The organism is Croceimicrobium sp. (genome assembly GCF_965228705.1).
GTDB lineage: Bacteria > Bacteroidota > Bacteroidia > Flavobacteriales > Schleiferiaceae > Croceimicrobium.
This window is the reverse complement of sequence record NZ_OZ245832.1, coordinates 2,603,161-2,627,324: the sequence shown is the minus strand read 5'-3', so window position 1 is coordinate 2,627,324 and position 24,164 is coordinate 2,603,161. Positions and strand designations below refer to the sequence as shown.

Sequence of the window (24,164 nt, the reverse complement as noted above, 5' to 3'; positions counted from 1 at the left end):
CAAATTTAGCCCTTTTCAGAGAGCGCGAAACTACCTTTATTAGTCCCGCCTATCTCAAATCTACTTTTATCGATATTTAACCACTCCAGAGCAGCATTTGCGAAGATGTCTTCTACCACATTTTGCTCTAATCCCATATCATTGATAAAGGCACCAATTTCGAGATCACCTAGAGGGAAAGGATAGTCGCTGCCCAGCATAACGCGTTTAGAGCCTTGCATGCTGAGGATATAGTCCAATAATTTAGCATCATGGGTAATGCTGTCTACCCAGAAATCGCCCACATACTGGCGGGGATTTACATTATTATGGATGGCTACCAAATCAGGACGGCAATTAAAACCATGTTCAATTCGGCCTAAGGTGGGTAAGAAGGAACCACCGGCATGGGAGAAACATACTCTTAATCCGGGAAGGCGTTCCAATACACCTCCAAAGATGAGGGAACATGCAGCCCGTGAGGTTTCGGCTGGCATGCCTACTAGCCAGGGCAGCCAATATTTCCGCATAGATTCCATGCCCATCATATTCCAGGGGTGGATCATAATGGCCATGTCTAATTCCTGAGCGGCTTCGAAGATGGGGAAGAACTCAGGTTCGCTGAGGTTTTTATCATTGATATTGGAACCAATTTGCACTCCTAATAATCCGATCTCCTTACAGCGCTCCAATTCTTTAATAGCCAGGTCGGCATCCTGCATGGGGATGGTACCCAGGCCCAAATAATTTTGAGGGTAGTTTTCCGACAGCTGGGCAATATCATCATTTAGGAACTCGCTGAGCGCTTTGGCATCTTTGCCTTTAGCCCAATAAGAGAACATCACCGGAATGGTGCAAACTACCTGCACCTGGGTGTCGAACTTTTCGTAGTCCTTAATACGGATATCTGGATCCCAACAATTGGGTTGAATACGACGGAAGAACTTATCGCCCTGCATCATATTCGCCGAACCATCCTGGTTGTGCATTAAGTAAATAAAGTCTCCGTATCCGAATTTCTCCGCGAAGTTGGGTAGGGTCTCGGGGAGAATATGGGTGTGCATATCAATTTTCAGCATGGGCCAAATTTAAAATTTTCGGGCGGGAGCGCAGGATAAAAAATTGTCGACAGATTATTCCTGAATCTTGTTGATAACTTAAGATAGAATTAGTTACATTTGCAGCCCTTTTTTAAGGAAGTATAAAATAGTCAATTCCAAAGTTTTAGACACTTGACACCACAAGCGAAAATTTTTGCGACAAGGAGTTCAATGGAGATCGCCCAAAAAATGGCTGATGCTTACGGCTTGCCATTAGGAAAGGTAGAGATCAATGAATTCAGCGACGGGGAGTTTCAACCTTCTTTTGAAGAAACCGTTCGCGGGGGTCGAGTATTCTTGGTAGGCTCAACTATGCAACCCAGTGATAATTTAATGGAGTTGCTTTTAATGTGTGATGCGGCCAAGCGTGCCTCGGCGAAGCACATTACGGTTGTGATGCCTTATTTTGGTTGGGCGCGTCAGGATCGCAAAGACAAGTCACGTGTGCCCATCGGGGCTAAAATGGTGGCTAATTTGTTGATGGCCGCTGGTGCTACTCGCATCATGACTATGGACTTACACGCAGATCAAATTCAAGGGTTCTTCGAAGTTCCGGTGGATCACGTTTTTGCTTCTAGCATTTTCGTACCCCATATTAAAGGACAAAACCTTGAAGATTTAACCATCGCTTCTCCTGATATGGGAGGTTCGAAACGAGCTAATAACTATGCGAAGTGGTTAGAAAGCGAAGTGGTAATTTGCTATAAGCAGCGTAAGAAAGCCAATGTGATCGATAAGATGACTGTTATTGGTGAGGTAGAAGGTCGCAATGTGGTATTGATTGACGATATGGTTGATACTGCTGGAACTTTAACCAAGGCTGCCGACATGTTATTGGCTAAAGGAGCGAAGAGTGTACAAGCTTATTGTACACACGGCGTGCTTTCTGGAAAGGCCATTGAAAGAATCGAAAAATCCAAGCTTAGCCGTTTGGTAATAACCGATACCATCCCTCAAGAACACAAATCGGATAAGATCGAAGTGCTTTCGATCGCCGAGTTATTTGCGGGTGTGATGCATAAGGTGCATCATCATGAATCAATCAGTTCACACTTTTTAGAAAATTAAAATTCCCAGATACAATGAGATCAATTAGCATCGAGGGTAAATCAAGAGAGGAGCTCGGCACGAAGAGCGCCAAGTTGTTGCGTCGTGAGGGTATGGTTCCTTGCGTGATCTACGGAGCCGGTCAGAACATTCATTTTTACACCGACAGCCGTAACTTCCAGGAATTACTCTACACTGCCGAAGCCTTAATGGTGGTTATCAATGTAGACGGTACCGAATATAAATGCGTGGTTCGCGATTCACAATTCCACCCTGTAAGCAGCGAAGTGGAGCATGTGGATTTCTTCCAGATCACCGATGGTAAGCCATTTGAAGCAACTGTGCCCATTAACCTGGTAGGTAATGCGCGTGGTGTACGTAATGGTGGTAAATTGAAGTTTACCTTGCGTCGTGTTAAAGTATTGGGTACTGAAGAAAATCTTCCCGGAGTAATTGATCTCAATATCGAAAACCTTCGTATTGGTCAGTCTTTACGTGTGAAAGACGTTAAAACGGAAGGATTCGAAATTCTGGGTGATGGTGGACGTACTGTAGTAGCTGTTCGTACTTCTCGTAATGCGGTGGATGATACCGATGAAGAAGAAGGCGAAGGTGAAGGTGAAGGTGCTGAAGCGGCGACTGAAGAGTCTGCAGAAGCCTAAGCTTTTTTCGGGTGTCCACTTACCTCATAGCCGGATTAGGAAATATTGGGCCTGAGTATGAGGGAACCCGTCATAATATAGGATTTGATGTGCTGGACCGGCTTATTGCTGGCTCCGGCACTTCTTTTTCTACCGAGCGCTATGCCAGTCGCGCGGAGCTGAAAGTGAAGAACAAGAAGCTCATTCTTATAAAGCCTACCACTTACATGAATCTCAGTGGTAAGGCGGTAAATTACTGGCTACAACAAGAAAAAATTCCCTTACACCAGTTATTGGTAGTGGTTGATGATTTGGCCTTGGACCCAGGAACCTTGCGCTTAAAGCTTAAGGGAAGTGATGGCGGTCAGAATGGCCTTAAAAACATCAATCAGGTATTGGGCAGACAAGACTATGCTCGCCTTCGATTTGGTATCGGTAGCGACTTTCCGCGCGGTCGCCAGGTCGACTATGTCTTAGGTCGCTGGACCCCTTCTCAATGGGATATTGTAAACCCACGCATCGATAAAGCCGCTCAGGCGATTGAGAGCTTTGCATTAGCAGGACCTCAAATTACCATGAACCAGTTCAACGGATAAAATTAGGTTCATCCGAATATTTCCGGACTATTAATTTTTGTGGCTAAAGTTGGAAATGTGCTGTCGTTAATTATTGACGAATGGCGCGTATCCCTTGTATAGCTTGCAAATAGTTTAATGCGGATTATAATTCCGATATAGTGGTAAATATAGGCGCCTTCATTTTCAAATCATTCTTTTACATTCGCCACAGAAAGTATTTTTTAGCCTTTGTCTTAAGGTTGAATTATGGGGGTGTGGGAGTTTCCTAATTCTTTTTAGACAACCTGTTTTTTGATTTGAGTCAAAGGTTTAGACCTTATAATTAATCTATGCTTCGTACTCAGTTTAACCGTCTGGGGAAAGGTCTGCTTACAGCAGGCCTTATTTTCCTCTTTCCGCAAATTCAGCAAGCTCAAACTGAATTAGGTCAACCGGATATTTGGTATGCACAACCCGCGCAGCCATTTAATTCGTACCAGAGCCAATTCCCTGGCCCATTAATTGGCAATCATCCGATATTATCCAATGACTCGGTGAGCAGCGCTTTGAAAAAATTTGCTCGACTACCGGAACGAGGGCATAGCATTTTTTTAGTGGTACGTCCTCTGTATAATCAGCCATCCGGAAAGAGCTATTTGCGCTGTAAAGGATTGGAGATTACAGATACTGAAATTTTATACCGTGGCGCAGGTAGAGAATTTGTGCCTGATCAAACTCGCCCCTTAATATTATCGGCTTCTTTCCCTGCTTATCGTATGCGCGGTGGTGTGGCAGTGGCGCCTCAGATCGACACCAATATGTTTGAGGTAGCTGAAGTTATCGCTTACAATCGCTTTTTTTCCAAGCAGGAAATGCGCTTAATGGAAGCTTACCTTTCTTTAAAGTATTCCATTCCTACTACTAAAAATGAGGATAAAAGCTTACGCAGTTATCCAGGAGACAGCGCTTCGAGTTTTTATTGGACACCGCAAAGAGATAAGGTTTATGACCGTGAAGTAATTGCTTTGGGTAACTTTCCTTTTTCCGGATTACAGCAAAGCCAAACCGTTGCTTATCATGAGGATTCTTTAATTGTGGCATTGGATACCATCGTGCCCTTTGGGACCATGCCTCAACTTTTTATGCAAGAGGGTTCTTTCATGGTGCTTTCCAAACGCATCGACCAAAGTGAGACTTTTGATTGTGAGCTATACCTCAATCAGCAATACCCTATAACCGCTTGGCGCCTACGCACTCAAAATTTTCAATCCTCTGCGGATAGTTTGAGATTGTATTATCCTCAGCATCAGAATTCAACTTTTAATGATACCATCATCTTGACCGATGGTATGGATACCATTTCAGTGAAGTCGGTTCAATTTGGATCGGATTTAGCAATGGCCCTGGCATTAGCCGATCTCAAAGCCAATCGTATTTACCGCTTTCGCGTGAAGGGCAATAGCTGCGATGATACCGCCAGCGTAGGCATTATGCCACAAGGTCCAGGCCTAATGGCACTAAATGTAGATCCAAGTCAATTGCCGGTAGAAGTGCAATTAAACGCCTTGCAAGGTGAAGCTCAGTATGATACCACCATGTACGAAACGCCTTTACTGATTGAGGTGGGTAGCGGGCAATATGATCTTTGGGTGAAAAGCCAGGAAGGTGATGCCAAAGGAGACTTTTTGGTGGCGGGTCCGGATAGTGCTCAAGGCGGAATCCGTTTTGTGGCCAGCAACCAGGCTTCTTCCATTAGCTATGAGGAAGGTCAACGTATTGTAGTTTATCCCAATCCCGGCTTTACCGGTGAAAAGGCCCACTTCGAATTTCATGAATTCCCAATTGATGAAAGTCTGCGTATTGAGGTATATGATCCTCAAGGAAGGTTGATGCATCAGGAGGAAATAAGCATTCAATCTGATTTGCAAGAATGGACCTTCCGCGTAGGAATCCCTGGTGCCTACACCTTTATTTTCCATAGCCAGGATCAAGCCTATAGCCAAAAACTGACCGTTAAGAAACGCTTCTAAGACCTTATGAAAACTGATCGTATAAGCCAAGTAGCCTCCTGTCTACTCGTATTTTTCTTTTTATTCAATGATCTGCATGCCAGTGCCCGCGCCCTGAGTCATTGGGGAGAAGTGCAGCCCATAAGCCCAACATTAAATAAATCGGGTCATATAACCAAAGAATCCCGAAGCCTAAGCAAGGCTAATAGTGGCACTCGAAGGAATACTCCAATCCATCAAGCCCAGCCTGTTCAGGAGAATGAGCTGCTTGATCTGAGTGAGGTACAAAGCTTTGCAGTACCTGCTATGGAAGATGAGGCTTTAATTGGTATGGAGCTCAATATGCCTTTGAACGATCCCCAGGATGATATATTCAATTTTCAATTACCTAAAAACTTTAAGTCTGCCGATTGGTCTTCGGTTTACCTTACCTACGAAGTAAATGGCGTAGAAGACGGTCGCAGTTTGGCCAAGAGTTTTAACTCTAATGAAACTTTTGGAGAAAGAAGCTTGGTTAAGGATGATCGCTGGCATCAGGTACGCGAGAAAATCGCGGCTTCTGATTTAAAGGAAGGCTTAAACTACTTGCGATTTACCGTTCCCAGTGGTTTGGGAATCTCCGCTCAGATAAAGAGTCCAAAACTTGAATTCCAACGTCAGGCAGACGGAGCTATGCAAAGCCCTCGATTGGAAAGAGTGGTGGTAGAAGACCCTACTTATTTCCAGTCCATACCAGCGATGGAAACCGTTCAAGCCTATCGCCTACGCGAGGTAGAAATGCCGGTTTTACCCCAAGGGATTATCAATATTACTTCGGGTGCCAAGGCCTATCAGCCCTCACCACAAGTAGCAGCCCAAGCGGAGCAAATTGGCTTTAAGCTGAACATTGCCCAGTTGAATTCCCAGCAGAAATTAAGTGAGTTACAAGTTTATTATTTCGATTACAGTACAAAATCCTGGCAGGGAGTAGCGATTGACTCTATCGATACCAATGGGGAAATTGCCTTTGTGCCCAATAAGGGTCAAACCCAGTATTTTGGGGCCTTAATCAAATCCCCTGAAATGCCTGAGGCCAGTGCCTTTGCACCTACGATGATTCAGGATATTAAGCCTGCTAATCCGGCTTCGGGAATGAATTTAATGCAACCTCCAAGTATCAGTCAAACTGGCGAGGCGAGCCTTTCTTATCCCTTAGAGATTCCTGCGGGAAGAAAGGGTATGCAACCACAGTTGGCATTGTCTTACAATTCAGAAGGCGGTAGTTCATGGGCTGGTTATGGCTGGAACATAGGTGTGCCTAGTATTTCTGTAGACACAAAATGGGGAGTTCCTGAGTATGATAGCCAAATTCAAACGGAGTCCTATGTAATGAATGGGGAGCCTTTGTTCGAAGAGAATGAATACAATGAGCAGGCAAGTTCTCAAGGGGGTAGAAGGGCTAACCGTGAAGTGTATAATCGCTCTTCTGGAGATGTTAGGTTTTTCGAACGAACCCGGACAGGGTACAAAGATTTAATCCGGAAGGGAACAGGCCCGGACGATTATGTTTGGATTGAGCAAGATGCTTCAGGAACAAGGTTTTTCTATGGCACTTATGACGGGTCTACCGTAGCTGCAAATGCGGTATTAAGGAAGCAAAAGAATGCGGCAAGTGACATTGCAGAGTGGAAGTTGTGCAAGATCATTGATGTTTGGGGCAACTATGTTGAATACCATTATGCAAGAACTGATGTAAGTAATGCAGGGAGCATGGAAGACGGCGCTCAACAAATCGTCCTGGATTATATTGATTATACAGGGCACACTTCTGGTAGCCCAACGGCTAAATACAAAGTGGAGTTCAATTCTAGCAATAATAGACCAGATGCTAGTTTAATGGCTAATTATGGCTTTTTGGTTTATGACGATTTTCAATTAGATGATATCAAAGTTTATTATGGTGCTCAACTGATTAAGTCCTATGATTTTGCTTATCTGAGTAATGAAACTACTCTGTATAAAAACCGTTTAAGTGGCATAAAAGAATACCGCAGCGGAACACTTTTTCACGGTCATGATTTCGAATATTATGACCCCGGAATTGGTTTTGAGGAAACACCGGAATACGTTAAACACAATGTAGAAATACAGGCTCTTTTCCCTCAGATTTCTGATGAGTTACGTGGCGTTGAAAAAACGCTGGTATTTAACTCACCTGAACTGCCAATTTCCAAAAGCACCAGCTTTGGTATAAACTCAAAACTTTCTTTAGGTACTGGATATGCTCCCCTACCCCAAGAGCAGAAGCCAGGTAAGAATATGGCCTTTAGTGCTAATATCGGTGGTGGTATTAGTAAATCTTATCAAAGACAGGGTTTAAGAGATATGAACGGCGATGGTATTCCTGATTTATATGAACATACCTTAAGCGGCGATTATTATTACCCTATTACAATTAATGAAGAGGGGAATCTTGTAAAAGGAACTCAACTAAAAATAGATCAGGAAGTATTTAATAAATCCTATAGTACATCTTTCGATTATGGTTTTGACTTTGTTGGTGAATTAAGTATTCCAGGAATTATTAGTATCAATGTGAACTATGGTCAAAATTGGAACAGAAGCTGGTCAACAACCTATCAATATCTAACGGATTATAATGCGGATGGTCTTCCAGATTTGGTGCGCCCTGTTGGGGACAATGACTACATCTACTTTGGGACTTTGGATGATATGGGGAACTTGCAATATACCGAGCATTCGGATGCAACTTTGAACCCAATTGTAACCGGTGCGACCCCTCCTGCAGATCCCGATCAAGAACCGATTAAAGATCTTCAATTAGTAAGACCTTGGATTGCCCCATTTACTGGTACCATTGACATCGATGGAAGTGCAGCATTAAGAGGAAGTAATACGGGACCCGTAAAAGTGGCTATTGAATACAATAAAGCTTTCATGGGATCAGGCTTTCAAACAGTGACTGCTGGCAGTCCTGTGAATATGAGTTTTAGCAGCGTATCTGTACAAGAAGGAGATACAATATTCTTTAGAACTTCAAGTGGAGATAATGGCTACAATGATTTGCTGGTATGGGATCCAGGAATTACTTACACCAACCATAGTTCCACCAAACGTGATGGTGCCGGAACAGACTTTACCGAGACGAGCGCTGCCGGTTCCTTTCTCTTAAGCGGCCAACAACCAGTTGAGATTCCTTCTGAACTTGATTTTAAACTTACCTGGCCAAGTATATCTGTTGCTACAGGTTTATCGGATGATGTTGTATTTGAAGTGGGCATAGCATTAATGAACAGGGCCGATGGTGAATATGAATATGAGTGGACTTATCAGTATGTCTTAGAAGCAGGTACCACTAATACCATTACTGAAAGTATGTTTACAAAGGCTAATGCCTCATATCCCAATGCTAGTTTCTTTAATACATATGGTAGCGCAGAAGATATGCTTTCCGGCATTTCTACGGATGACTATGAAGCTTTTTTAAGTTTTAAAGTAAAAAGTACTTCTACGGTTAATTGGCAAAGCATTGATTGGAGACCCAAAGTGGAAATCGATATGGAATCTTGTTTAAATGGCCCTCCGGGAAACCCAGTTCGATATCCGGTGGTAGATTTTGGGGTGTATAACAGGCTTGTAGAGCATAATCCTCCTGCGGCGTTTTCTGTAAACTCTGGATCAACCTATCGAATTTGGCCAGCAATCGGAACTGTTAATTATTCGCAATTTTATTCCACAGAAGAGTTTTCCGCATATACGAATTATGGCGTGGATAATTACAAAACGGTGTATTTGGTGCAGAAAATTGATGGGACCTTGGTAGCGAAATGCGCTATCCGTTTTAATGTCGATCAAAGCTATGCAGTATATGCTCTAGATGATGATGGAGCTTTATTGGGAACTATTGCCAGTCGATTAGCTTATCCAAGTACCGGGGCCTATCAGTTCCCAGGTTATGTCGTGGATGGAAAAGATGTATATCTGGAAGTTTACTCAACGGACCAAAGTTTGGCTGAATATTGGTCCACCTTAGTGCCTTCCTACGAGTTAGTAAACCTTAGCAAAAAATCATTTTCTAAACTGGACGATCTCTACCCAAGTATTTATGCCCAAAATCGCAGTCTTTTAGCAGATCAGATGCAACATTGGGGATATTTTGGCTGGAGTGAACCAGATTTAACCAAATTTATACACAAGGCAGATATAAAAATGCCCACAATGGAATTGGCTACAAGTGTTAATTACCTGAGTGATACACAGCCTAGGAAGGTAGAAGACGTTAGTGAACTCTCAAGTTTGTTCCCAGATTTTGATGAATTGTTATTTGTGCCTGTTTCACCTTATCGCGGTGAGTATGGCGCTGGCCTCAGAGATTATACACGAGATTATAGCCCAAATACTCCGTATTCCTTAGATCGATATTCTGTACTTGAATCGCATTTGGGCTTTTTTGGAAAAGATGGTGTTCAAGCACCAGGAAAATATTTGGAACCCGACTTAGACTTAGGGCCAAGTCAGAGCCCTCCTAGTGGAACCGATATCGCTTATGGTATTAAACAAAGAAGTGAGTCTTATACAAAAGGAATAAATTTTGGAGGTGGACTAGGAGTCCCACTGGATTGGACCAATTTGGGGACATCTTATACAAATAGTCGACTAGCTTCCGGGAGCCAGTATTATGGCGAACCGACTCGACAATTAATGGATTTAAATGGGGATGGATATCCGGACCTTTGGGGTGGCGATGCTAGTCTAGAGGCAAGAGTTACCAATCCTTTGGGAGGTTTGCAAACTTCGGCAATAACCTATACTGGAGGCTATAAAGGACAGAGCGTAAGTTCTTCCGGATCGGTTTCTGTTTCTTCCGGATCTTTCCTAAATCAGGATATGCGATTTGTGAAGACGGAAGATGAATCCGCTACGTCCACACTTTCCTTAGGTGGAGGATTTAATACTACGAGTTCAGAAACTAAAATTAGTTGGAAGGATATCAATGGGGATGGCCTGGTAGATAAGGTTAAGGATTATGGTGCGGCCAATCAGAAAGTAAGCCTGAACTTGGGCTATTCCATGGCGTCTTATGCTCCCATGCCATCTCTGGTAAAGGATCAACAACAACAAATGTCGGTTAATCTGAGCAGTGGACTTCAATTGATAGACAAGTCTGGCGGAAGCCAGAATGAGAGTTTCAAGTTTGGGATAAATGTGAACCGAATACTGAATTATGGCAAGATCGAATACCTGGATGTTACCAAGGATGGCTTGCCTGATAAGTTGATTTATTCGGCATCAGGAAATATTATTGGCTTTGAGTTAAATACCGGTTCGGGCTTTTCAGTTTATTCAATTAGTCCCAGCCCTACTTTGGACGAGCCAATGAATGAATCGGTATCCACCGGTATTTCAGCCAGCTTCGCAGCCCCTACTATTTCCTTTACCATCCCGGCAACCTCGATTAAACTCAATGTCAATGTTGAAGCCAGTCCAAATGTGTCCTTCAACTCCAGTCAAGCGGCCTTTATGGATATGAATGGGGATGGCGCACCAGACTTTGTGGTTAATAATGGAAGTGATGAATTGGCCGTATATTATAATAAAATAGGAGAGGGTAACCGACTTAAAACAGTGACCAATGATTTAGGTGGGACCTTTACCATTGACTATGAGCTGGTTGGGAATAAGGTTGGATATCACGAACCTAAGGTGAAAACACATCGCAGCTCAGACAATCAACTGGTGTTTTGGGATATGCCCATGAGTAAGTGGGTTATGAAAACCGTCACCGTAGATGATGGATTGCACGCTGTGGTAGATGCAGTAGATGTCGATGGTGTCGATGTCCGCGTCTATGAATATTTATATGATGGAGGCTTTAAAAGCAGAAGGGAACGCGATTTTTTAGGCTTTTCAAGATTGGAAGTGATCCAGCCCAGGTTTGAGTTCGGTCTTCCTGATGGAGCCTATGAGAATGCTAGTATACCTCAAGGCTATAAGCGTGTTTCTATTGATGCTAATAATGATTTAGAGTATATTGAACAGCGTTTTTACTCTCAAGTCTTGCTCTATGAGCCATTTGCAGATCCGGATTTTGAAGGTCGTAAGAGATATGAGTATAAGCACAAGGTGTTAAAGGATGAAATACACTTATTGAATTTTGATATTAGCTATAAGTTAGAAAACCTTTTAAATAGCGCTGATACCTATATCGAAACAGATGAGTATCAAAAAATGATCAGTCATAAACATAATACGATAGAGTATTATCTAGTAGATCAAGTTTTGGACTTTAACGAAACGGAAACCAGCAGTCCGGTAGTTTGGGGCGAGATTGGAGAGACCAATACACTGTTTCCTGCGATTGTAAATGAGCAAACAGTGGTTAGGCCTATAGTAGACTCAGTAGATGTGTTTACAAGCGCATCAGCTCCAAGCACTTATTTTCACCAGAGCTCGCAATTTAGCGCGGAGTACGACAACTATTTCAACATTACGCGATACGAAAAAGGAGAGGCCAGCACAAGCACTTCTGTTAGCACCTCGGTAATGGATACTATCCACCACTACTATTATGAAACAAAGTCTTTTGATGTATTAATTGAGGATCTAATTGATAATAGTACCACCGAGTTTCAAACTGTAACGCTTACGGGCTTGGATATTCCCAATGCAATGGTCTTTGAAGTAAGCTATACGGCTGATCCGGCCTATTTGGTAGACACAATTATTATTGAATCTTATTGGGATCCAGCTGTACCCGATTGTGGAGGTCCTATGTTTACTGGTGAAGGTCGTGAACCTTCGGTCACTATTGACTTTAAAAAGCCGGTTCATGATATGATCTTTATTGAGGAGGATAACTATAATGTAACCTATAGTGCAGATTTGATTGCCTTGATGCAGTATTTTGACCCCCAAACGGGCATCAATACCAGTGATGCCGTTAATGTTTTGAAGAAGCACGAAATTTATGAAGGAGCTACTTCAAATCCAGTGTCAAGATATAGTGAAGTAAGTGCTTTGGTTTCAGGCAAGGGTGTGCCTTCGGAGTTGAAGCAAAAATTAGCTGGCGGGGCAGAGGCTGTGACTAATTTAACTTTCGATATATATGGAAATGTAACTCAGTTCCTGGGTCCATTAGATGCCAATTCACAAAGAGCAGATATTAATTTAAGCTACGATTCAGATGTGGAGACCTATGTAGTCGAGGTCGAAAATCAGTTTAATGATAAGGCTTATTATGATTATGATTTGAAGAGCGGAAATCTGCTGCGTTCCATTGACCTGAATGGTTATCCACTCCATTATGTGTACGATGGATTATTCAGATTAACTGAGGTTTGGGCACCAAGAGAGTATTATGCACATCTGGAGAATTCAGCTTCCTATGCGACCCTAACTTTTGAGTATGATTTGGATGGCTATAATCCAGCGTCCAATGATCCACTAAAAAAGGTTCCGGTGGCCATAACTTCGAGAAATGTTAATGCTCCGGCATCAAATTATGCTGGATTAACAAATCCGGCGGTTAATCCAGCCAGCGCAGTGCCAAGCCTCAGTAGCTCTGCTTTAAGTAATCCCATGCGCACGGCAATTTTTGTGGATGGATTTGGGCAGGTTGTTCAATCCAGAAATGAGCGTTCCGGGAACTCTGGAACAGGGAATTTCCAGATTGAAAGAGAGGTTTCCGGTTTCAGTAATATCAATGAGATGGGGTGGACCAGATTAAGCAGATGGAGCTTCCTGGAAGAAGCTTCAATATTGCCTGACTTTAAAGAACTTAATTTGGTGGAATTGTCCGGTAATAAAGTACATACTGGTGATCCTGCAAAGAATCAAGAAATCAAGTATGATCTCTTGGGTAGAGTTCAATATACAAATGTGTTTCCAGGTTCAGGAGGGAAGAACATCCAAACTGAGTTTAATTATTACCAGTCCACGGATGCATTTGGTGAAGGGACTGATTTAATGGTAGCCGAATCTAAGCTAATAGGTGTCGCTAGTATTCCTGATATGTATAAACAGATGTTTACTGATGGACGGGGCTTTCAAGTGATGCAAGTAGGTTTTAAAGGTGCTGGTTATTCAAGCCCGGAGATTACCGTTTTTGACTACAATAATTTGGGCGAATTGGAATCTTCCACAAATGCAACAGGTTTATCCACCACATATACCTATGATAATTTTGGAAGACTAACTCAGGAGAATCATCCAGATCGGGGACTTTCCAAATTCACTTATGATTTGGCAGGAAATCTCTTAAAAACAGAAACACCGGCTACTGGAACTACTGGTATAACCCGAACCTATTTTAAAAATCGACTTTTAACTGTAGAATATCCTCAAACTGGTAACTTAAATGATGTTACCTATACTTATGGTGCCAAAGGAGATGGGAAAAACGGTGCGGGAAGAATTGTCAAGATCGAACAAGGCAATGGCTTTAAAGAGGATCAATTTAAGTATGACCTATTGGGTAATGTAGTTTATGAGCGAAAGTTAATTCAGGTCCCAACCGCAGGCGACCGCAAATTCACCACCCATTTTTCTTATGATAGCTGGGGTCGAATTTTGGATATGACCTATCCGGATGGAGAAGAGGTGTCTTATAGCTATGATCTCTGTGCTAATTTAACGGCAATGGATGGGACCTTACCCGGAATGACCAGTTCATACTCTATCCTGGATACCATTTTATACGATGGTTTAGGTAACCGAGAGTATATCGTTTATGGCAATGGGACCAGTACTCAGCTTCAAATCGATAATACTCGACGTTTGAGCAATGTCCAATTGGAATCCAACAGTGGTCAATTGCTGAATAAAAGCTTTGCCTATGATATTAGAGGTAATGCAGCCAATATTGAAAATACAGCCAATAATGTCACGGTTAATGGCAATTCCTTAGGAGGGGCATATAGCTTTGATAATATTGAGTATGACGGTTTAAATCAGATTACTGGTGTAGATCAGAATTATCAAGTTCAATCAGGAGGCACCACCACGGTTGTTCATGATATTACTCAAACAATGTCTTATAATTCCGTTGGTCGATTAGCTACAAAAATCTTGACCGATAATTCTGGAGGAATATCGAATTATAATTTTACCTATAGCTATGATACTCCCAATGGAAAAGATCATCAAATTACCCAAGTGGCTAATAGCCTTGGTAAAGGGTATCAGCTGGATTATAATGATGTTGGAAGTATTATTCAGCGTAAGGAGATTGGTGGATCCGGGACAAATCAGATCGAAGTTTTTTGTTGGAATGAGCATCAAACTTTGAGAGGGGTTAAAAAAGGAGATAATGACCATTCAGATTTGGCTCATTATGTTTACGATGATGCAGGTGAGCGAGTGCTAAAAACGATCATTACCGGTAGCCTGGTAAATACGAATAGTCAGGGTCAGACGGTTTTAAGCCTGGAAAGCCCAACTGTATATGTGAATCCTTATTTTATTGCCTCTCATTATGAGGAAGCGGTATTAATTAGTAAGCACTATTATATGGGCGATCAACGTATTTCCTCTGCTCTAAGTCATTTAGTGGACTCGGCTGGCTTTGTGCCTGGTCTTGGCTACGAAGGAGGGAATATGAGCCTTGCTACTGACGCTGTAATAGAGGATATGCAGGCAACTATGGACTGTTTATATGATGTGTCGGTGGAGTTGGACTGGGAGGCCATGTTAGCACAACCTAGTTTAACGGATGGGGTTACTTTAGCGGTTTATTGTGAAGACGATTTAGATCCAACTATTTGTGCATGCGAGCAAAGTACATTTGTAGCTCAAGAGGCAGGAAATATTGACTGCTCAGAAATAGCAGTGATGTATTGGTACCATCCTGATTATTTAGGTTCTGTGGAGTTTATTACCGATATGCGCGGTGATGCATATCAGTTTTTCCATAATACTATTTGGGGAGAAAATTTGCAAAATCAGATGGCATTCAATTATCGCTCTTTCTCCAGTCGCTTCCGCTTTAACGGTAAGGAATGGGATGATGAGACCGGGAATTTCTATTATGGGGCCCGTTACTACGATCCTAAGATTAGTGTATGGTTGAGTGTGGATCCGCTGGCGGAAAAGTATTCAAGCTGGAGTCCGTATAATTTCACCATGAATAATCCTATCAATTTGAAAGATCCTAATGGAATGTGGGTTGAAGGTGCAGGGTTTTGGGATAACCTCATTCATTCTGATCAATATGTACTAGCAAAACAATTAGCAGCTGAGCATGAGGGTGCAACAATGGAAAAACAAAAAGATGGTTCCTATCGAGTGTCTTGGATGACTACAGAGACAGTCCGGTTTATTGGTGGTGCACAAAATCAAATGAATCATATCTATTTTGAAGAGTTTAAAAAGGGCGGAAACAAGGAGAGAACTGATAAAACTTGGTTACATACTGTTGATAGACAGTTTGGTAATTGGTTGAAAAGAAACTTTTCGGGGACCAGTACGGTTGGGTCAACGGCTGAATCATTGGATAGGAACGTTGCTAAACCTATGGCAAAGTTAGCTGGTAATCTTGGTGCAATTGGCATTCCTCCTTTGTCCATGTCAAATGCTGCGTACACTATGAGTAACGGGGAAGATATTTTTGGAATTGAGAAATCGGGTATATTTGATCGTTATATTGCTCCTGGTGTGACCTTATTGGCGCCAGCCACAAGCTTAGCCGAGCCTGAAGTGAAAGCGCTTTTAGATGTTGTGCCAAATTCATTGGATGCATATGAAGCAGGTACGGCAATTTATCAGACTGGCTCGGAAATTAAGGATAACTATTCTAATTGAAATGATTAGACTACTTTCTGTAATTGGCATCATAGTTTTAATGGGCCTACTCCATTTTTTAACATTTGCGTTTGGAATAGTGTTAGAGGAAAAAACTTTGGCTGTCTTGACCTTTTTGCTATCCAACTTTCTTTTAATTCTTGTGATAGAAAAGAGAGAGTTATATATTTGTTTAATAGCTTCTTTGGTAATGGGGCTTTTCATTTTTAAGGCTTTCTTTTTCGGCTTGGTTACATACCCATTAGCTTATATAATTCATCTTAAATCACAGCAGGAATACAATAGACCAGCACAATTTCATTATTTTCCAACAAAGCCATTTGAGTCGTTAATATCTGAAAAGGAGATAAGAAAATTTACTAGCTGGGACTTTGCAATCATGGGCTTGGCGTTGGCACAAGGATTAGTTCTGGTGTTTTCAATTCATAGTGGAATTTGAAAAATAAAGCAGTAATGACAGAGAGTGAAGTAAGGCAAGCAGCAAAAGGATTATTGAAAGAAGGAAAAGGTCATCAAGATGTTTTTCAGTTATTGTCTAAGGATTTTCCCAAATCAAAGTTGGTAGAGATAATTAGATACATGCCCTCAAATAAGGCAGTTAATAAATACGATTTTATTAATTGGATTGTTGTAATGTTATTGTTATCTACACTTGCTATTGTCTTTTTATCAACCGGAATGATTCCTATTTTAGTTTGGTCTGGACTTGCATTAACTGTGGTGTTAAAACGCTGGTATAAATATTACCTTTGGGTTTCAGGTTTGTGCTTTTTCTATGTTTTTGGTTTTATATTAATTATGCTGTTCAAAAGTGGTGAATCAATTAATATATTGAGTCTTATTACGTTAGGCTTGAATATATTGGTGATCGTTCTGTTGAGCTATTTGAATATGAAAATACTCCCTAGTGTAAAGCAAAAAAAGGAACGCGTTAGGAGGAACGGAGTTGTAAGAGTTGTTCAGAGGATTGAATTTGAGTAGGTAGTGGTCAGATTTGTGTGTGAATGAAAACATACCACTATTACTAACATTTTTATGTCTAACTTGTTTTTATAGAGGGACTTATGCTTGAACTTCATTTAAACATGAATATATTCCATTATTTCATTTAAATTTTTAACATTTCTCAAGGAATAGCTCCATTGATAGGAGTGGGTGAAGTTAGTCATACTTGGGTTGATGCATAGGGTGGTTGCACCTGATTCGAATGCCCATTCATCATTTAATGAATTCCCAACAAAAAGTATTTCATACGGTTCGTAGGAGTTTTCATGAGCTATTTGATTTATGTAATTTGCCTTACCTTCGAAATCATATTTAGTTCCTCTTATTTCACTCAAGTATCCTTCCGAATCAAATAAAAAGCGATTTGACTTGATTTCTAAAAAGGACTTTTTCATTTTACCAAGGACACGATTAATTATATAATCTATTGATCCTGAACATACGTATAGATCTACGCCTTTGCTTAACAATTTGTTAATCAATTCTTTGGATCCTTCTATAATGCTTGTGTTACTTGATATTTCATCTAGGTGTTTTTTATGAAGTCTTTTTTGTTTGAACCTTCTTTCCGTTAGTTCGCACTGTAAGCTTCCCTTAAAACCGAACTGTTTAAAAGTAGAGGAATAGGATTAATTTTAAACAGTCGATTATGAGAAAGAGTAAGTTTTCGCCAGAGAAGATTGCCAGGGTCTTGAAAGAGTTTGATCAAGGTAGAAGTGCACAGGAATTGAGCCGAGAGTACGGGGTTAGTACCGCAACGTTTTACAAATGGCGAGAGCGTTATGCTGGCATGAGTGGAAAGGAGTTAAAGCGTATAAAGGATCTTGAAGAGGAAAACAGGAAGCTTAAGCAGATGTACGCGAACCTGGCCCTAGATCATCAACTAGCTAAAGAGATTATTGAAAAAAAGCTTTAAAGCCCTGCCGTAAGAGAGAGATTGGTCAGGAAATATCTAGACGCTACGGTATTAGCAGGGCATGCCGTGTATTAAACCTCAGTAAAAGCGTGTATTACTATCAAGCCCAAGCAAAGGATGATCGTGAGCTGGAAGAAGCATTACTGACGAAAGCAAAAGAACATTCTGAGGAAGGCTTTTGGAACGCCTATCACCGCTTACGTAATGAAGGCAAGACTTGGAACCACAAACGACTACATCGTGTTTATGTGGCTTTAAAACTACCTTTAAGACGAAAGGTTAAGAAGCGATTACCCGCTCGGGTAAAAGAACCGTTAGTGGTGCCTGATAGGCCGAATCAGACCTGGAGTATGGACTTTGTACATGATGTACTAGAAAACAAGCGCAAGTTTCGTGCATTCACGGTAATTGATGACTACAATCGAGAAGCACTACATATCGAAGTAGATTTCTCACTTCCATCAAACAGAGTAGTATATGTGCTTAATCATTTAATCAATCGCAGGGGTAAACCCGATGTGATCCGAATGGACAATGGGCCCGAGTTCATTGCTGAGCTCACTAAATCATGGAGCGTCATTCATGAAATAGAATTTAGATATATCCAACCCGGCAAACCCACACAGAACGCTTTTATAGAGCGATTTAATGGAAGCTACCGCCGAGGAGTGCTGGACAAATATATTTTTGAAGATATCCATCAGGTAAGGGAGCAAACAGAAAAGTGGATGCATGACTATAACAACTTTAAACCTCATGATTCATTAGGAAATATACCGCCTAGGGTATACGCCAAACGCAACCACCCCGAGGGTACCCTCGGGGTGGTTGAAAACAATACTATCTTTGGAAAAGTCAATTAACTAATGGTTCGGATCAGGGGAAGCTTACAGGAAGCTTACACTGTGTGGTAGATGATAATGATGTTAAAGATGAAAATGGTCAATTCAGTTGTAACCTATTAACTGGATATGGTATTCCATGTGATGAGAATAGTGTGTCATCGAAAGAGTTCTTAGCCGTTTTTCTTCCTCAACCTTTTGATACGAGCATGGTCTTGATTTTAAATAAATATGAATCAGATATATTATACCGGGTGTATTATACCAAACCGGGGGAAATGGCATATTTACCAACGGTTCTTATAGATTCAGCCGTTTCCGCACATTTGAGGTATTCCTTTGGTGTTTTAACTGAAAATCAGTTTGAAACTATTTCAAGCGATGTTTTTGAACTTCAACATACACTGAGGAAGAGGACTGAAGTCGATAGTCTAAGGGAGATCCAAACCAATGCGACCGGGTGTGTTGTCACCATTACTAATGGAGAGTTTGTGAAAGAAGTAGCATGGCTAAGGTCACCGGGCGAAGACTTTAGGAGTTTATACGAAAGTATTCAGAAACTTATTAAGGATAAGTCGTGCGATGCTTGTATCGGTAATTAGCATTCTGTTGTAAGTGCACTTAAACAGGGGTTCGGGGCTTTCCCCGACAAGATCGCATGTCGTGTAGAGTCAACGGAATGACATGCTATCTTGCTCTTCCATCAATAAAAGGGTAGTTCTAGGTATGCTTTTTGATTGTCTCATTGGGCATGTCTCTTTGTTAAAAGGTGGTAAATTGGGATTCCTTCATCCTAATAATAATGCTGCTTAATCATAGAGGTGCCAAATTCTTTCAATCAACGAGCATCAATTATGAGGAAATCTTTGCTTCATTTTTTTTCGACACTTTCTCTGACCCTAGTAGGCTTCATCAGCATATCTTCATGTTCATTCGGAGCTGTAGAACCCAAGATAGATCGGGAGAAACGGGATCAATTGATTGAGAGGTATGACTTACTTAATTTTCCAAACATCCAACAACCGATACTATTAACAATTGATGAGTTCTTTGACGGGAATAATGATGTAGCATCCATAGCACCTAATCTCGATACCAAGCCAGCAATTAAAGAGTATTTCCGAACGCTAAAGATTATCGCGGATAATCCTAAGACTACGGCCGCATACGTTAAAATAAAGGATGTGTTGGTTAATACTGATGGACAGCTGATGGATGACGCATGGCTTTATACGGACATGATTTATTTCATTGGTGATCTGAGTAGGGAAGACATAATTAAGGCCACCAAATCGTTAAAGCCTGATGAAGTTGAATATGATCCTGAAAACGAAATAAGAGTGCTTAGAGATGAATACAAGGACAAGAAAATTGTTTACTTGTGGTGGGACTAGTGTAAATGGATTTAATACCAGCCTGGCTATTACAAATATTTGAAGCACAAAATAATAAAAGCCACCTCATGGTCGAGGTGGCTTCAATTAGCGTTGAATTGTCGTCATTTTTTAATGACTCTTTGTACCAAAACAGGCTCATCAGCCCTATCTCTTATATGCACAAAGTACATACCTGAGGTTAGGGCGGAAAGGGTTACTCGTTCACCTATGTCGTGCTCCTGGGAAATAACTTTTCCGGATACATCGAATAGGGTAAACGTATAGTTATTGTTTTGATATTCCTGAGGAATACTCAGGTGGTCATGAAAGGGGTTTGGATACAAACTAAGTTCTAATTTCTCCTCAGGAATGGAAATTCCCGAGGTATCGTTTGTGTCCGGTGAAATAACAATGGCTTTCTCCACATACTGACGCATGGTCGTTAAGTCACTAAATTTTAGATAATCTAGCGTAAACGAGATAATGGTAGTATCTGTAGAAAAGTCAATTATACTGCTAACTTCAGGACCAACAACAGAATTCTCGACACCCTTAATTCGGGTAATATGTAGGCTTGAAAGCTTGGAGCTATCAGAAACTACATATCTCACTAGGTGTCCGATTCGTTGCACGGAATCACATTCGGCACATAGGAACTGAGTTTCAGTGCCAGGACGATCATCGATAGATAGGTCAATACTTCCTCGACTAATTACATGATCACTATCATGCACGGGATAATTCAATATCGGATTACCGTCAAGATAGAGTCCGGGATGAGTTGTCTGAATGATTTTTCTGCTGTAATACTGGATTTCACCATTTAGCAATGTACCAGCCATAAACCCTAGTCCTCCGACTCTTGCTTCTTTTTGGATACTTGAAGTTCCGTAGCCATGTAAGTTTGGATCATCTGTAATCCAATCATGACGGATAATTGAAGACTTCATGGTAGAGAGCTCCACCCTTTTTACAAATCCATGGAAAAAGATAAAGGAACTATCCACAAAAAAGGCTCCGGTAGATCCATAGGGATGATCAACCATAAGTTTGGAAATGTCCTCAATGTAATTCACTACTCCAGTGCTTAGATTAATAATCACCGGAACGGTTTCCGCAATTACCCCTAAGTAGTCTTCTCCTTTGTAGCTTCCATAAGCCATTTCTCGTTTACCAAAATAAGGGTTAGGCTTTGATTGACTGGTATCCGTTGCAATAGCATAGGTAGACACTGAATCCAAGTTACGATTGTAGCCATGCAGGGTAAAGTTTTCTCCCAGGCTACTGACACTTGAAAAGTAAAAATCATCATTCACGGCAATCATAGAAGTGTTCCAAAAGGTCAGGTTTAAGCCTCCATCATTGTCATTATGATGAAAGTAAACCTGCTTGAGTAAGGAACCGGTAAAGCGATCAAACTTTAAAAATCCTGCACCAACTCCAGTAAGGGTTCCTCCGCTTTGAGCGGGTCCATTATTCTGGACAATGGAAACTGAGGTATTCTGCATAATGGCATCGGTTAGGATGTAAACACTACTATCAGAAACAAAGGCCTTTTTAATCGTTAGATAAGGTATTACTCCGAGGAAATTGATGGCTAGAATGGTTGAATCGGGATCACTTAAATGAAAGACCCTTAAGCGCATTCCTACCAATGTGTCCAATGGAGAGTTGATATAAAAGCCGTAAGTGAAGAAAGTGCTGTCTTCATTTTCAGCTTTCCCGATTCCCATACATCTTGACCATAATGTTGAAGGGTCACTGTTGAGAATTAGTGCATCATGTCGAACTCCATTTAGATAGAGGTCAGAATGGGTCGCATTGTCTTCACGAACCACAAAGGCCTCCGCAGTTGGAGAAATAAGGGCATCAGGAAATTCTTCTGGGTCAACAAAGACCATTGATTTTAATGAATCAGCATGGACGGGCCATTGAGCTTGAACGCTGAATGTTAGAAGAACTAACACCCAACCAAATACTAGATTTTTCATGAGATAGGTATTAATTTTTAAAAGAGTTTTTTTCACAAACAGTCGTTCTGTTTGCCAACATTATAACCCGTAAAACACTAATTGGCAATTAGTTATCCCCGCACTAGACTAGGTCAAAGCTTCTTATCCACATACCAGATTTCCTTGATTCTAAGACTTTGATATACTGGTGTTCATGAACAAAGAAGGATTTCAGAATATCAAAGTGAGTGTCGTTTCAATCATACTCCTTACGGTGCTCTTCATCGCGGTACAATCAGTAGCCATTGCCAGTGGCCCAGTGCCAGGAGGTTTGGTGAAGGGTAGAGATGTTGATGTGAACAAGTTTCAATTATCGCCTACACCCTCAAATCCTGGATATAAGTCTAGCCTTGATAGTTCCACGTACTTCCGAGTATATGGAGATTCCATTTTCGCCGATGCCGTTATTAATGAGGACGCTAGTTTTAGAGGAAATGCAGAACAGGATGATGATTTAGTTGAAACCCCAAATGGCATTTTCAATGTTGGCTACACTGCCTTTACCGGTCCAGATGGCCCTCCTGACCTCGCTCAATTCCAGGTGAATGGAGACATTCGAGTGCTTGACCTTCAAAGCTCAACTCAAGCTGGAGTGTATTGCCTCTGTGCAAATGGCTACGGAGAATTAGAGCGATGTGGAGTGTATGACCCGGCTAATGGTCATACTTGTTAACCACCCATTATAGGAAAGGCTCCTCAGGTTTATTCTGAGGAGCCTTTTTATCACCTGCTTTCTTGGAAGAGGTAACTCGCATTCTCAACGCGTTTTTTAGCTCCTAGCCGGTTATACATACCAGCTAGGTTTAGGGTTATTCCACCTAACATGAATATTGTCGAAATGGTACGGGTGCCACTTAAACTCTCTATAACCAATGGAGCCAATAAGAGGGCTCCACCGGCCCCAATGGCTATGTAACTGATAGTTGACATTACCTCACCCTGATTCCTTTCTTTAAGAGCAAATGAAAGCTCCATGTTGATGTTATCATTGGAGTAGTCATACTCAGTGAGCGGAAATCCATTGGATGTGATCCAAGACTTATCATCGAGGGTAAGTTGCCGAAGGCTAACGGGGAGGATAGAGTCATTAGGCTGGCTTTGCCCTTTAAGGCTAAGGCTGGAAAAGAGCACACAGCTTAACAATAGTAATAGTCTCATTGCAAATAGGTTATTAGTTATGGGGCAAACATAAGGAAATAATGTTTATATATGGTGTAACACAAAAGAGGTAACACGAAGAAAACACCACCTGCATCTTTGCCTTGAAACAATTGAAAGAAGGTGAGTACAGGTGAAGACAGGCAGTCTAAGAAGCTAGATCCGCGAATATTGGCAATTGCCAAAAAGCTGGAGAAAATAAGGGTAGAGAAGGGGTATACCTCCTATGAGAATTTTGCTATAGAACATGGCATATCAAGAATGCAATACTGGCGAATGGAGAAAGGCACGAATTTCACCTTTGCCAGCTTTCTCAAGATTTTGGATGCTCATGGAATGAGCCTTTCGGAGTTTTTTGATGAATTTTTGTAACAACAAATAGAAAACCCCAAGATCGTGATGATCTGGGGTTATCTATTAGATTAATTTGACTTCGCCTACGATTCGGTTATAAGTGTCTCTTGCTTGTATTGAAATTTCCACCATTTTGTCTAGTAAAATCTCTTCCAGCAATATCTTATCAAGTTGACCTTGCCCGGTGTCTATTTCTGGGGCATTAATACTACTGAATCGTATACGCTCTTCAGCGTGGTAGTTGAATTTATTTTTCTTTCCAATATTGGTGACGTCAATGTCAAAGGTGTCTCCGTCGATTACGCGAAATACCCGTCCTTGAATAATGTCCATTTGCAATGAGGTTTATTGTTGGTTGGGCTTGCTGTGGA

At 41.4% G+C, this 24,164-nt stretch carries 15 protein-coding genes and 2 pseudogenes; 12 read left to right on the top strand and 5 right to left on the bottom strand.

The features are described from left to right. Nucleotides 1-5 precede the first annotated feature (5 nt). Nucleotides 6-1,058, bottom strand: a complete 1,053-nt coding sequence (locus ACO05P_RS11875) for an amidohydrolase family protein (RefSeq protein ID WP_421751130.1) — start codon at nt 1,056-1,058, stop codon at nt 6-8. Between the two features lie 153 nt (nt 1,059-1,211). Here ACO05P_RS11875 and ACO05P_RS11870 point away from each other — a divergent pair, with 153 nt between their 5' ends. The 7 genes from ACO05P_RS11870 to ACO05P_RS11840 all read left to right on the top strand — a co-directional run bounded on the left by ACO05P_RS11870 (nt 1,212) and on the right by ACO05P_RS11840 (nt 17,111). Further along, on the top strand, nt 1,212-2,147 hold the full coding sequence (locus tag ACO05P_RS11870; protein ID WP_421751128.1) for a ribose-phosphate pyrophosphokinase: 936 nt from the start codon (nt 1,212-1,214) through the stop codon (nt 2,145-2,147). A gap of 14 nt (nt 2,148-2,161) precedes the next feature. Continuing rightward, nucleotides 2,162-2,788, top strand: coding sequence for a 50S ribosomal protein L25 (locus ACO05P_RS11865; RefSeq protein WP_421751126.1), 627 nt, complete (start codon nt 2,162-2,164; stop codon nt 2,786-2,788). Between the two features lie 11 nt (nt 2,789-2,799). After that, nucleotides 2,800-3,363, top strand: coding sequence for an aminoacyl-tRNA hydrolase (pth, locus tag ACO05P_RS11860; protein ID WP_421751124.1), 564 nt, complete (start codon nt 2,800-2,802; stop codon nt 3,361-3,363). A gap of 311 nt (nt 3,364-3,674) precedes the next feature. After that, nucleotides 3,675-5,354 carry a T9SS type A sorting domain-containing protein gene (locus tag ACO05P_RS11855; RefSeq protein WP_421751122.1) on the top strand — a complete coding sequence of 560 codons (1,680 nt, stop codon included), beginning with the start codon at nt 3,675-3,677 and terminating at the stop codon, nt 5,352-5,354. Nucleotides 5,355-5,360: 6 nt separating this feature from the next. Then, nucleotides 5,361-16,130, top strand: coding sequence for a SpvB/TcaC N-terminal domain-containing protein (locus ACO05P_RS11850; RefSeq protein ID WP_421751121.1), 10,770 nt, complete (start codon nt 5,361-5,363; stop codon nt 16,128-16,130). A 1-nt stretch (nt 16,131) separates the two neighbouring features. After that, the gene (locus ACO05P_RS11845; protein ID WP_421751119.1) at nt 16,132-16,569 is read left to right on the top strand and encodes a hypothetical protein; all 438 of its coding nucleotides are present in this window, start codon (nt 16,132-16,134) and stop codon (nt 16,567-16,569) included. Between the two features lie 14 nt (nt 16,570-16,583). Then, complete coding sequence (locus ACO05P_RS11840) at nt 16,584-17,111, top strand: hypothetical protein (protein WP_421751117.1); 528 nt, start codon at nt 16,584-16,586, stop codon at nt 17,109-17,111. 98 nt (nt 17,112-17,209) lie between these two features. Here the strand turns inward: ACO05P_RS11840 and ACO05P_RS11835 are convergent. Continuing rightward, nucleotides 17,210-17,683, bottom strand: a pseudogene (locus ACO05P_RS11835) (haloacid dehalogenase-like hydrolase); the annotation flags it as partial. Between the two features lie 101 nt (nt 17,684-17,784). Here ACO05P_RS11835 and ACO05P_RS11830 point away from each other — a divergent pair. The 3 genes and pseudogenes from ACO05P_RS11830 to ACO05P_RS11820 all read left to right on the top strand — a co-directional run. Then, nucleotides 17,785-18,848: pseudogene (locus ACO05P_RS11830) on the top strand (IS3 family transposase); the annotation flags it as partial. Between the two features lie 110 nt (nt 18,849-18,958). Continuing rightward, nucleotides 18,959-19,495: a hypothetical protein gene (locus ACO05P_RS11825; protein ID WP_421751116.1), complete on the top strand. Its 537-nt coding sequence runs from the start codon at nt 18,959-18,961 to the stop codon at nt 19,493-19,495. 252 nt (nt 19,496-19,747) lie between these two features. Beyond that, nucleotides 19,748-20,287 carry a hypothetical protein gene (locus ACO05P_RS11820; protein WP_421751115.1) on the top strand — a complete coding sequence of 180 codons (540 nt, stop codon included), beginning with the start codon at nt 19,748-19,750 and terminating at the stop codon, nt 20,285-20,287. Between the two features lie 104 nt (nt 20,288-20,391). Here ACO05P_RS11820 and ACO05P_RS11815 read toward each other — a convergent pair whose 3' ends face one another. Beyond that, the gene (locus ACO05P_RS11815) at nt 20,392-22,260 is read right to left on the bottom strand and encodes a T9SS type A sorting domain-containing protein (RefSeq protein WP_421751113.1); all 1,869 of its coding nucleotides are present in this window, start codon (nt 22,258-22,260) and stop codon (nt 20,392-20,394) included. A gap of 175 nt (nt 22,261-22,435) precedes the next feature. Here ACO05P_RS11815 and ACO05P_RS11810 point away from each other — a divergent pair, with 175 nt between their 5' ends. Then, complete coding sequence (locus ACO05P_RS11810; RefSeq protein ID WP_421751112.1) at nt 22,436-22,954, top strand: hypothetical protein; 519 nt, start codon at nt 22,436-22,438, stop codon at nt 22,952-22,954. A gap of 50 nt (nt 22,955-23,004) precedes the next feature. On the opposite strand, the gene ACO05P_RS11805 is transcribed toward ACO05P_RS11810, so the two are convergent. Continuing rightward, nucleotides 23,005-23,439 (bottom strand): hypothetical protein, encoded by a 435-nt coding sequence (locus ACO05P_RS11805; RefSeq protein WP_421751110.1) that lies wholly within the window; start codon nt 23,437-23,439, stop codon nt 23,005-23,007. A 123-nt stretch (nt 23,440-23,562) separates the two neighbouring features. Between ACO05P_RS11805 and ACO05P_RS11800 the strand changes: the two genes are divergently transcribed. Then, the gene (locus ACO05P_RS11800; RefSeq protein WP_421751109.1) at nt 23,563-23,811 is read left to right on the top strand and encodes an XRE family transcriptional regulator; all 249 of its coding nucleotides are present in this window, start codon (nt 23,563-23,565) and stop codon (nt 23,809-23,811) included. Between the two features lie 45 nt (nt 23,812-23,856). Here the strand turns inward: ACO05P_RS11800 and ACO05P_RS11795 are convergent, their stop codons facing one another. Next, the gene (locus tag ACO05P_RS11795; RefSeq protein WP_421751108.1) at nt 23,857-24,126 is read right to left on the bottom strand and encodes a thermonuclease family protein; all 270 of its coding nucleotides are present in this window, start codon (nt 24,124-24,126) and stop codon (nt 23,857-23,859) included. Nucleotides 24,127-24,164 lie beyond the last annotated feature (38 nt).

Bases quoted from the DNA above. Each gene is read 5' to 3' on its own strand.
- ACO05P_RS11875 (WP_421751130.1), bottom strand. From the start codon at position 1,058: ATGCTGAAAATTGATATGCACACCCATATTCTCCCCGAGACCCTACCC.
- ACO05P_RS11865 (WP_421751126.1), top strand. From the start codon at position 2,162: ATGAGATCAATTAGCATCGAGGGTAAATCAAGAGAGGAGCTCGGCACG.
- ACO05P_RS11855 (WP_421751122.1), top strand. From the start codon at position 3,675: ATGCTTCGTACTCAGTTTAACCGTCTGGGGAAAGGTCTGCTTACAGCA.
- ACO05P_RS11850 (WP_421751121.1), top strand. From the start codon at position 5,361: ATGAAAACTGATCGTATAAGCCAAGTAGCCTCCTGTCTACTCGTATTT.
- ACO05P_RS11845 (WP_421751119.1), top strand. From the start codon at position 16,132: ATGATTAGACTACTTTCTGTAATTGGCATCATAGTTTTAATGGGCCTA.
- ACO05P_RS11840 (WP_421751117.1), top strand. From the start codon at position 16,584: ATGACAGAGAGTGAAGTAAGGCAAGCAGCAAAAGGATTATTGAAAGAA.
- ACO05P_RS11820 (WP_421751115.1), top strand. From the start codon at position 19,748: ATGAGGAAATCTTTGCTTCATTTTTTTTCGACACTTTCTCTGACCCTA.
- ACO05P_RS11815 (WP_421751113.1), bottom strand. From the start codon at position 22,260: ATGAAAAATCTAGTATTTGGTTGGGTGTTAGTTCTTCTAACATTCAGC.
- ACO05P_RS11810 (WP_421751112.1), top strand. From the start codon at position 22,436: ATGAACAAAGAAGGATTTCAGAATATCAAAGTGAGTGTCGTTTCAATC.
- ACO05P_RS11805 (WP_421751110.1), bottom strand. From the start codon at position 23,439: ATGAGACTATTACTATTGTTAAGCTGTGTGCTCTTTTCCAGCCTTAGC.
- ACO05P_RS11795 (WP_421751108.1), bottom strand. From the start codon at position 24,126: ATGGACATTATTCAAGGACGGGTATTTCGCGTAATCGACGGAGACACC.